Source organism: Lactobacillus sp. WILCCON 0149, from assembly GCF_057197965.1.
The window spans coordinates 1-10,287 of the sequence record NZ_JBUBHO010000010.1 but is presented as its reverse complement, the minus strand read 5'-3'; the positions used below and the strand labels follow the sequence as shown (position 1 = coordinate 10,287).

The following is a 10,287-nucleotide window of genomic DNA, read 5'->3' as shown; positions in this document are numbered from 1 at the left end:
CCAATTCATTTTTTAAAAAAGCTGCCAGATTGGCCTCCACGTACTTGCCCAGCACGTCAGTTTCCAGGTTGACCTGGCTTCCGACTTGTAGGCTGGCCAAATTTGTTTCATCTTGAGTGTGGGGGATCAAGCCAACTGAGAACCAGTCATCGCCAGTGTTCATCACCGTCAGGCTGGTCCCGTTAATCGCGACTGACCCTTGCGGGACGATCTGCTTTTTCAAGCGGTCCGGCAGGAAAAAGCGGAGTTCTAAGGCATTCTCGTTTTGCCGAATTCCTGTTACAGCAACCGTTTCATCAACGTGCCCGCTTACGATATGCCCTTCAAAGCGGCCACCTACCGGGACGCTGCGCTCCATGTTCACTTGGTCGCCCGCCTGCAGATTTTTGAAAGTCGTCTTGTCAAAAGTCTGCGGCATCATGGTTACCGTAAAGCTGTCTTTTGAAAAAGCCTCCACCGTCAGGCAGCAGCCGTTGACGGCGATTGAGTCGCCAATTTTTACCCCAGCCAGCTTTTCCGGGACCGTCTTGACCGTTAAAACGATCGTCTTGCCTTCCTGCTCCAGGCGCTGAATCCGGGCCTTGCCGCTTACCAAACCACTAAACATCCTTGATCCTCCCGTAGATTCTTACATCGTTGCCGACTTGCTCAGTTTGGACATCCTTTAAGTCCAGAGCTTCAGCCGGAACAGCTGCTTCAGTCCCCTGGCCCAAAAAGCGGGGAGCGACATAGCTGATCACGTCATTGACCAGGCCCGCAGCCAGCAGACTCTCTTGCAGCTGAGCGCCGCCTTCAGCGTAAATGCTCTGCACACCTTGGTCAGCCAGAATTTTGATGCTGGTCGAGATTTTTCCATCCGGCAGGGCAAAAATTCTGACATGCTCTGGAAAAGCCTGCTCCAAGAAAGCCGGATTTTCCGTCAAAATCCAGGTCTCAGCTCGTTTATCAGAAAATAAACGCAAATCCAAGTGATCAAGCAGCCGGCCCCGCCGGTCCAGCACAACTCTGACTGGCGGGTGAACCAGGTCCTCGCTGGTCAAAAGCAGAGGATCGTCGATGATCGCCGTTTCTGACCCAATCAAGACAGCCTGGTAACCAGCCCGTTCCTGGTGAACCCGGGTCCAGGCCTCAGCCCCAGTAATCGCGGTCCGCTCACCCTTTTTAGCCAGCATGTGGTCCAGGGTCACGGCCTGCTTCAAAGTCACGTAAGGCAGACCTGTTTGGTAAAAGTAGTTGTAGTGGTCATTCAGCTGACTTGCTTCTTTTGCTAAAAGACCAGTGCTTACTTCAAGACCTGCCTGCTTTAAAGCAGCGATACCCTTGCCCGTAACAAGAGAGTGGGGATCGGTCTCCCCGACCACCACCCGTTTGATCCCGCTATCAATAATCAGCTGGGTGCAGGGCGGCTGCTTGCCATAGTGGCAGCAAGGCTCTAAAGTCACGTAAATAGTGGAATTGGATAATTGTTCCGGAGTCAATTTGGAGATGGTATCACGTTCAGCATGGAAGCCGCCGTAACGGTGGTGGAAGCCAGTCGCCAGGACTTTGCCGTCCTTGACCAGGCAGCTGCCGACTCTTGGGTTGCGCCAGGTGGCATTGCCAGCCTTGCGGGCCACGGCAATCGCCAGACGCATGTAATCTTCATCTGATGCCATCCAATCACTCCTTTCATTGCACGAAAAAAGCCCCGAGGAAATCCTCGAGGCCTAATGATCGATATCAAAATTAAATAGTAGCATCGCCAAATAAGCGATACGACATGGCAAAAATTGTATCGTTCTGTCTCCCATCTAGACTTTAACTATCGGTACCCTCAATTGGGATTCAGCCGCATATAGCGGGTCGCGGACTTTACCGCCGGTCGGGAATTTCACCCTGCCCCGAAGAACATTATTCAATTCACATTTTTTATCTTACCTTCATGTGTAAGCACTGTCAAGCAGAAAACGATATTTTTTATCTAATCAGCCAGATTCATCACTATTGGATACAAATCAGGCATTTGATGAAGACTCAACCACTTTAATATATATAGGACATCCTGTCCTTCACCTGGCTCAGTACTGAATTTATCAGAGACTTCCGCGTTAAATGCTCTTTGGAAGTCCATTAGCGTCAAATCTGCAGTATTTTCAGCAGAATTAAGAACTTTAGCCGTAGCAAGAATTGCTTTTCCTTTAGCAGCTCCATCATGTATGCCGTAATTGTGCAAAACCAACGACATAGATACTGGATTATCGGTATCATCTTTTAAGTACAGCGCTATTTCATTCAAAATATCGTAAATCATGCTGAGATCATCGTTCATTTTAAAATACACCCAAAATAGAAAGCTTACGTTTTAGACTAAATTTAACCCAGCATCTGTTAAAAAGCAATAGAAACGAAAAAAGCAACGACCTAAGTCGCTGCTTTAATTACGGTCCATGCGGGATTTGAACCCGCGATCTCCTCCGTGACAGGGAGGCGAGATAGACCACTGCTCCAATGGACCATATGGAGGATACAGGGCTCGAACCTGTGACCCTCTGCTTGTAAGGCAGATGCTCTCCCAGCTGAGCTAATCCTCCGATGCACCCAGTAGGACTTGAACCTACAACCTTCTGATTCGTAGTCAGACACTCTATCCAGTTGCGCTATGGGTGCGCTGGAATATTCTGTTTGCTAACGCTGCTGCGTTAAGCGGAAGACGGGATTCGAACCCGCGACCCCCACCATGGCAAGGTGATGTTCTACCACTGAACTACTTCCGCATGTTCGCTTAATGCGAGATCGGGAAGACAGGATTTGAACCTGCGACCCCCTGGTCCCAAACCAGGTGCTCTACCAAACTGAGCCACTTCCCGGTACTCCGCCTGTCAGACTCGAACTGACGACATCCTGATTAACAGTCAAGCGCTCTACCAACTGAGCTAAGGCGGAATGTTGAGCGCGGCAGCTTCCTATCCTCGCAGGCAGTTTCCCACCAACTACTTTCGGCGTTAAGAAGCTTAACTGCTGTGTTCGGCATGGGAACAGGTGTATCCTTCTTGCCATTGCCACCGCACTCTCTTTGAGCTTGCACGCTCAAAACTGAATATCTCTTCCAAGTCAAAACCTTCATTGCTTCGCTCTTTTGGTCAAGTCCTCGACTGATTAGTACCGGTCCGCTCCAAAGCTCACGCTTCTTCCACTCCCGGCCTATCTACCTCATCGTCTCTGAGGTGTCTTACTTTCTTGAAGAAATGGGAAATCTCATCTTGAGGGGGGCTTCGCACTTAGATGCTTTCAGCGCTTATCCCGTCCGCACATAGCTACCCAGCGATGCCTTTGGCAAGACAACTGGTACACCAGCGGTGCGTCCATCCCGGTCCTCTCGTACTAAGGACAGCTCCTCTCAAATTTCCTGCGCCCACGACGGATAGGGACCGAACTGTCTCACGACGTTCTGAACCCAGCTCGCGTGCCGCTTTAATGGGCGAACAGCCCAACCCTTGGGACCGACTTCAGCCCCAGGATGCGACGAGCCGACATCGAGGTGCCAAACCTCCCCGTCGATGTGAACTCTTGGGGGAGATAAGCCTGTTATCCCCAGGGTAGCTTTTATCCGTTGAGTGATGGCCCTTCCATGCGGTACCACCAGATCACTAAGCCCTACTTTCGTACCTGCTCGAGTTGTCTCTCTCGCAGTCAAGCTCCCTTTTACCTTTACACTCTGCGAATGATTTCCAACCATTCTGAGGGAACCTTTGGGCGCCTCCGTTACACTTTAGGAGGCGACCGCCCCAGTCAAACTGCCCGTCAAACACTGTCCTCGGCCTGGATCACAGACCTGAGTTAGAGCATCCGTCAAGCAAGGGTAGTATCCCAACAGCGCCTCAGATAAGACTGGCGTCCTATCTTCTCCGGCTCCTACCTATCCTGTACATGCTTGACAGATACCCAATATTAAACTGCAGTAAAGCTCCATGGGGTCTTTCCGTCCTGTCGCGGGTAACCCGCATCTTCACGGGTATTATAATTTCACCGAGTCTCTCGTTGAGACAGTGCCCAAATCATTACACCTTTCGTGCAGGTCGGAACTTACCCGACAAGGAATTTCGCTACCTTAGGACCGTTATAGTTACGGCCGCCGTTTACTGGGGCTTCAATTCAAACCTTCGCTTGCGCTAAGCTCTCCTCTTAACCTTCCAGCACCGGGCAGGTGTCAGCACCTATACTTCATCTTACGATTTTGCAGATGCCTGTGTTTTTGATAAACAGTTGCTTGGGCCTTTTCACTGCGGCTGATCTTGCGACCAGCGCCCCTTCTCCCGAAGTTACGGGGCCATTTTGCCGAGTTCCTTAACGAGAGTTCTCTCGCTCACCTGAGGATACTCTCCTCGACTACCTGTGTCGGTTTGCGGTACGGGTGCACCGTCTCTGGCTAGAAGCTTTTCTCGGCAGTGTGACGTCGCAGCCTTCGCTACTTTAACTTCGCTCCTCATCACGCCTTGTCCTTATGAAAGCAAGCATTTGACTCGCTCTCAGACTTGACGCTTGAACGTGGTATCCAGCACCACGCGCTGCTAGCCTCCTGCGTCCCTCCATCGCTCATAACGATTCGGTGCAGTACAGGAATCTCAACCTGTTGTCCATCGACTACGCCTCTCGGCCTCGCCTTAGGTCCCGACTTACCCTGGGCGGACGAGCCTGCCCCAGGAAACCTTAGTCTTGCGGCGGACAGGATTCTCACCTGTCTTTCGTTACTCATACCGGCATTCTCACTTCTAGAAGCTCCACATGTCCTCTCGGTCATGCTTCACCGCCGCTAGAACGCTCTCCTACCACGTGCATAATGCACATCCACAGTTTCGGTATCATGCTTAGCCCCGGTAAATTTTCGGCGCGGCGTCACTCGACTAGTGAGCTATTACGCACTCTTTGAATGATGGCTGCTTCTGAGCCAACGTCCTAGTTGTCTGCGCAACTCCACATCCTTTTCCACTTAGCATGAATTTTGGGACCTTAACTGGTGATCTGGGCTGTTTCCCTTTCGACTACGGATCTTATCACTCGCAGTCTGACTCCCGCACATAAATGTCTGGAATTCGCAGTTTATCTGAATTCAGTAACCCTTGACGGGCCCCTAGTCCAAACAGAGCTCTACCTCCAGCATCCTCTTTGCGAGGCTAGCCCTAAAGCTATTTCGGAGAGAACCAGCTATCTCCAAGTTCGTTTGGAATTTCACCGCTACCCACAACTCATCCCCGCAATTTTCAACTTACGTGGGTTCGGTCCTCCAGCGCGTTTTACCGCGCCTTCAACCTGGTCATGGGTAGGTCACTTGGTTTCGGGTCTGCGTCAGCCAACTGCTCGCCCTCTTCAGACTCGCTTTCGCTGCGGCTCCGTCTTTTCTGACTTAACCTTGCTGACTAACGCAACTCGCCGGTTCATTCTACAAAAGGCACGCCATTACCCGTTAACGGGCTTTGACTACTTGTAGGCACACGGTTTCAGGTTCTCTTTCACTCCCCTCCCGGGGTTCTTTTCACCTTTCCCTCACGGTACTGGTTCACTATCGGTCACTGGTTAGTATTTAGCCTTGCGAGATGGTCCTCGCGGATTCAAACGGGATTTCACGTGTCCCGCCCTACTCAGGATACTGATAGGCCTTCTTTGGATTTCGCTTACGGGGCTCTCACCCTCTCTGGCGCGTCTTCCCAAACGCTTCTGCTATCCTCTGAAGTGCCACGTCTCAGTCCTACAACCCCGGCAGATAAATCTGCCGGTTTGGGCTCTTTCCTGTTCGCTCGCCGCTACTTGGGAAATCGATATTTCTTTCTCTTCCTGCAGCTACTTAGATGTTTCAGTTCACTGCGTGTTCCTTTCTTGTGCTATGTATTCACACAAGAATAGCATGTCTGCACATGCTGGGTTCCCCCATTCGGAGACCTCCGGATCAAAGCCTACTTACGGCTCCCCGAAGACTTTCGCGGTTAGTCGCGTCCTTCATCGGCTTCCAGTGCCAAGGCATTCACCGTGCGCCCTTCTTCACTTGACCTTGCAAGTCAGTTCTTTCGAACTCTCTCGGTCGCTTTGCAATGTTTTCATTGATCTCAATGATTCTCGGTTTTTTCTTGGAATTAAGATATTCAGTTTTCAACGTACAAGTGAGAGTTGATACTCTCAAAACTGAACAAAGTTTCTTTGCAGTGTGCTTCCGTAACTCACAATCGTCTATTAGTGTTCCCACTCTCTGATTGTGTGTCTTTCCTTAGAAAGGAGGTGATCCAGCCGCAGGTTCTCCTACGGCTACCTTGTTACGACTTCACCCCAGTCATCTGCCCTGCCTTAGGCGGCTGACTCCTAAAAGGTTATCCCACCGACTTTGGGCATTGCAGACTTCCATGGTGTGACGGGCGGTGTGTACAAGGCCCGGGAACGTATTCACCGCGGCGTGCTGATCCGCGATTACTAGCGATTCCAGCTTCGTGCAGGCGAGTTGCAGCCTGCAGTCCGAACTGAGAACAGCTTTAAGAGATCCGCTTGCCTTCACAGGTTCGCTTCTCGTTGTACTGCCCATTGTAGCACGTGTGTAGCCCAGGTCATAAGGGGCATGATGACTTGACGTCATCCCCACCTTCCTCCGGTTTGTCACCGGCAGTCTCTTTAGAGTGCCCAACTTAATGATGGCAACTAAAGACAAGGGTTGCGCTCGTTGCGGGACTTAACCCAACATCTCACGACACGAGCTGACGACAGCCATGCACCACCTGTCTCTGCGTCTCCGAAGAGAACCACCTATCTCTAGGTGTAGCGCAGGATGTCAAGACCTGGTAAGGTTCTTCGCGTTGCTTCGAATTAAACCACATGCTCCACCGCTTGTGCGGGCCCCCGTCAATTCCTTTGAGTTTCAACCTTGCGGTCGTACTCCCCAGGCGGAGCGCTTAATGCGTTTGCTGCGGCACTGAGAACCGGAAAGTCCCCAACACCTAGCGCTCATCGTTTACGGCATGGACTACCAGGGTATCTAATCCTGTTCGCTACCCATGCTTTCGAGCCTCAGCGTCAGTTGCAGACCAGAGAGCCGCCTTCGCCACTGGTGTTCTTCCATATATCTACGCATTCCACCGCTACACATGGAGTTCCACTCTCCTCTTCTGCACTCAAGAATGACAGTTTCCGATGCAGTTCCACGGTTGAGCCGTGGGCTTTCACATCAGACTTATCATTCCGCCTGCGCTCGCTTTACGCCCAATAAATCCGGACAACGCTTGCCACCTACGTATTACCGCGGCTGCTGGCACGTAGTTAGCCGTGACTTTCTGGTTGATTACCGTCAAATAAAGACCAGTTACTGCCTCTATCCTTCTTCACCAACAACAGAGCTTTACGATCCGAAAACCTTCTTCACTCACGCGGCGTTGCTCCATCAGACTTGCGTCCATTGTGGAAGATTCCCTACTGCTGCCTCCCGTAGGAGTTTGGGCCGTGTCTCAGTCCCAATGTGGCCGATCAGTCTCTCAACTCGGCTACGCATCATTGCCTTGGTAGGCCTTTACCCCACCAACTAGCTAATGCGCCGCGGGCTCATCCTAAAGTGACAGCTTGCGCCGCCTTTCAAACTTGAATCATGCGATTCATGTTGTTATCCGGTATTAGCACCTGTTTCCAAGTGGTATCCCAGTCTTTAGGGCAGATTGCCCACGTGTTACTCACCCATCCGCCGCTAGCGTCCAACAATTCATCCCGAAGGAATCTTTGAATTCAGCTCGCTCGACTTGCATGTATTAGGCACGCCGCCAGCGTTCGTCCTGAGCCAGGATCAAACTCTCAATTTGAAAATTGAGCCTTTTTAATCTGCTCCAGATTATTTGCTTGCGAATTGACTTCGCTTATTTGTTTGGATCAAACAATGTTTGACCCGCACACTGCGAAACTTTGTTCAGTTTTCAAAGTACCAACTTGCGTCAAGTGACGCAACGTTTTATATCTTACTCGCTTGTTTGATTCTTGTCAACAAGCTTTCGATATTTTCTTTTTCGTGTCTCCGGCGAATTCCTTCTTCGCCGCGGCAACAAATATTAGTATACTCGTTATTTTTGAAAGGTCAAATCAACCTTTTCATCCGGGTTATAGTAGGTACAGCCGGCAGAGTTGTAATAAAAGCAATTGAATCTGGTTGTGCTTTTGTTTTTGCTTTCGAGGAAAAATTATCTTTCTTAGAAAACATAGTTCGGATTACCGCCTTTTTTCCTGGGGAAAAAAGTCAAAACTTTTTATTTTTCTTCTAAAACAGGAAAAGGGCCCCGCGTCTCAACACTAACGCGAAGCCCCTTATGCCAATAATATTCAATTTTATTACAAACTGCCTGGCAAGCCGTCATTCTTGATCGGCCCAGCCGCCGTGTACAAACAGAACACCCTTGCGCGGAAGGCTTTCCCGCTAAAATGCGGCTGCTGCCTTAGCCTTGAGCTTGCTGACAGCAAACTGACAAATACGCCCTTTCAGGAGGCTCATTCATCAACCATCTTTTCTGTCATTCGCATACGCCCTTTCTTTAAGGTTCGTTACGATATTCGAAAGTACTTTCTCTACTTAGGATAATAGCACAAAAGTTAAGCGCTTGCAAGTTTTGGGGTTTAGCCGATTTTTTCCTGCAGGCTCATCATTTCCAGCAGGCTCTGGGCAGTCGCGCTCCCCTCGTTGCCAACCTTTAGGCCTGATCTTTGCAAGGCCTGGTCGATATTCTCCGTCGTCAGCATGCCAAAAGTTACCGGCACCTTGCCAGCCAGGTTCAACTCCATGACCGCGCTGGTTACGTTGTTGATGATCATCGCGTAGTGGTCGGTTTCGCCCTTGATCACCGCCCCCAAAGTCATGATCCCGTCATACTTGCCGGAATCGACCAGCTTTTTTGCCGTGAAGCCAATTTCAAAAGCCCCCGGCACCCAGTAAGTGTCAATATCTTCTTTCTTGATCCCAAACTTAAGCAAAGTCTCTGCCGCGCCGGTCGCCAGGCTCTTGGTTACCAGCTCGTTGAAGCGGGACACCACGATCGCTACCTTGCCGTGTACCTGCATAAAATCGCCTTGAATTACTGCCATCTTTTTCCCTCACTATAAACTGACTAACATGTGCTTGAAGCGGTCCCGCTTGGTTTCCAGATATCTGCGGTCCTCATCCGTCGCCGCCACTTCCAGGGGCAGGCGGTCTGTAATTTCCACCCCGGCCTCTTCCAATTGCTTGATCTTGTCTGGATTGTTCGTCAAAAGCTTAACCCGCTTGATCCCCAAATCCTTGATCATTCTGGCGGCCACGTCATACTTTCGCTCATCTGGAGCAAAGCCCAAAAGCAGGTTGGCGTCATAAGTATCATGCCCCTGGTCCTGCAAGGCATAAGCCCGGAGCTTGTTGGTCAGGCCGATTCCCCGTCCTTCTTGGTTGAGGTAGAGGATAACCCCGGTCCCTTTTTCTTCAATCCGCCGCATGGCCTGGTGGAGCTGGTGGCCGCAGTCGCAGCGCTTGGAGCCGAAGACGTCCCCGGTCAGGCACTTTGAGTGAATCCGCAGCATTACCGGCTCATTTTTAGCAATATCGCCTTTCTTAAGCACCAGGTTGCCATTGCCGTAATCCTTGATTTCAAAATTTCCGTAGTCAGTTGGCAAGTTTACGAATTCTGAGCGGCTACTCGCGAAACTTCTGCAGTACTCCTGCAGGTCGGCGATCGTGAAGTATGGCAGATCGTATTCCTTGGCGATTTCTTTCAGTTCCGGCCGGCGGGCCATGTGCCCGTCTTCTTTCAAGATTTCGCAGATGTAGGCCACTTCTGCTTCACCAGCCAGTCTGGCCAGGGTGACTGAAGCTTCCGTGTGCCCGTTTCTCTCCAAAACGCCCCCGTCCTTAGCGACCAGCGGGAAGCAGTGGCCTGGCTTGAAGAAGTCTTCCGGCTTAGAATCCGGGTCAGCCAAAGCCTTGATCGTGGTCGCTCGGTCGTAAGCTGAGATCCCTGTAGTCGTCGTCTTGTAGTCAACGCTGACGGTAAAAGCCGTCCCAAACGGGTCCGTGTTGTCCTGCCACATCTGTGGCAATTCCAGTCTTTCCGCGATCTCCCGGCCAATGCTGGTGCAGAGCAGGCCCCGGGCATGCTTGGTCATGAAGTTGATTTTTTCCGGAGTAACCTTGCTGCCCAAACCGATCATGTCCCCTTCGGCTTCCCGGTCTTCATCATCGGCCACGATTACCAGGCCGCCCTTCTTCATCCAGGCAATTGCATCTTGAATCTTTTTGACATCCATCTTTATTTCCTCGTGTTTTCTACTTGT

5 protein-coding genes, 6 tRNA genes, 3 rRNA genes and 1 riboswitch are annotated in these 10,287 nt (G+C 50.9%); all 14 genes read right to left on the bottom strand.

Translation table 11 applies throughout. The annotated features are described in order from the left end of the window. A partial coding sequence (locus ACYVUV_RS12005; protein WP_484499516.1) for a riboflavin synthase occupies positions 1-607 on the bottom strand: 607 nt, incomplete at its 3' end. Beyond that, on the bottom strand, positions 600-1,655 hold the full coding sequence (gene ribD, locus ACYVUV_RS12000) for a bifunctional diaminohydroxyphosphoribosylaminopyrimidine deaminase/5-amino-6-(5-phosphoribosylamino)uracil reductase RibD (RefSeq protein WP_439775569.1): 1,056 nt from the start codon (positions 1,653-1,655) through the stop codon (positions 600-602). The genes ribD and ACYVUV_RS12005, both read right to left, overlap by 8 nt. A 118-nt stretch (positions 1,656-1,773) precedes the next feature. After that, positions 1,774-1,892: riboswitch (FMN riboswitch) on the bottom strand. Positions 1,893-1,960: 68 nt separating this feature from the next. Next, on the bottom strand, positions 1,961-2,308 hold the full coding sequence (locus ACYVUV_RS11995) for a hypothetical protein (RefSeq protein WP_484499515.1): 348 nt from the start codon (positions 2,306-2,308) through the stop codon (positions 1,961-1,963). A 112-nt stretch (positions 2,309-2,420) separates the two neighbouring features. Further along, positions 2,421-2,494 (bottom strand) — tRNA-Asp (locus ACYVUV_RS11990). 3 nt (positions 2,495-2,497) lie between these two features. Then, a tRNA-Val gene (locus ACYVUV_RS11985) sits at positions 2,498-2,570 on the bottom strand. A gap of 2 nt (positions 2,571-2,572) precedes the next feature. Further along, positions 2,573-2,646: transfer RNA gene (locus ACYVUV_RS11980), tRNA-Arg, on the bottom strand. Between the two features lie 35 nt (positions 2,647-2,681). Further along, positions 2,682-2,753, bottom strand: a tRNA-Gly gene (locus ACYVUV_RS11975). 19 nt (positions 2,754-2,772) lie between these two features. Beyond that, positions 2,773-2,846: transfer RNA gene (locus ACYVUV_RS11970), tRNA-Pro, on the bottom strand. Between the two features lie 3 nt (positions 2,847-2,849). Further along, positions 2,850-2,922: transfer RNA gene (locus ACYVUV_RS11965), tRNA-Asn, on the bottom strand. Positions 2,923-2,929: 7 nt separating this feature from the next. Further along, positions 2,930-3,046 (bottom strand): 5S ribosomal RNA (rrf, locus tag ACYVUV_RS11960). Between the two features lie 69 nt (positions 3,047-3,115). Continuing rightward, a 23S ribosomal RNA gene (locus ACYVUV_RS11955) occupies positions 3,116-6,022 on the bottom strand. Between the two features lie 217 nt (positions 6,023-6,239). Next, positions 6,240-7,802, bottom strand: a 16S ribosomal RNA gene (locus ACYVUV_RS11950). The 16S, 23S and 5S rRNA genes sit together here with 6 tRNA genes alongside, the layout of an rRNA operon. 802 nt (positions 7,803-8,604) lie before the next feature. Further along, positions 8,605-9,069 carry a 6,7-dimethyl-8-ribityllumazine synthase gene (gene ribH, locus ACYVUV_RS11945; protein ID WP_439775566.1) on the bottom strand — a complete coding sequence of 155 codons (465 nt, stop codon included), beginning with the start codon at positions 9,067-9,069 and terminating at the stop codon, positions 8,605-8,607. Positions 9,070-9,081: 12 nt separating this feature from the next. Beyond that, positions 9,082-10,260 (bottom strand): 3,4-dihydroxy-2-butanone-4-phosphate synthase, encoded by a 1,179-nt coding sequence (gene ribB, locus ACYVUV_RS11940; protein ID WP_439775567.1) that lies wholly within the window; start codon positions 10,258-10,260, stop codon positions 9,082-9,084. Positions 10,261-10,287: the final 27 nt, after the last annotated feature.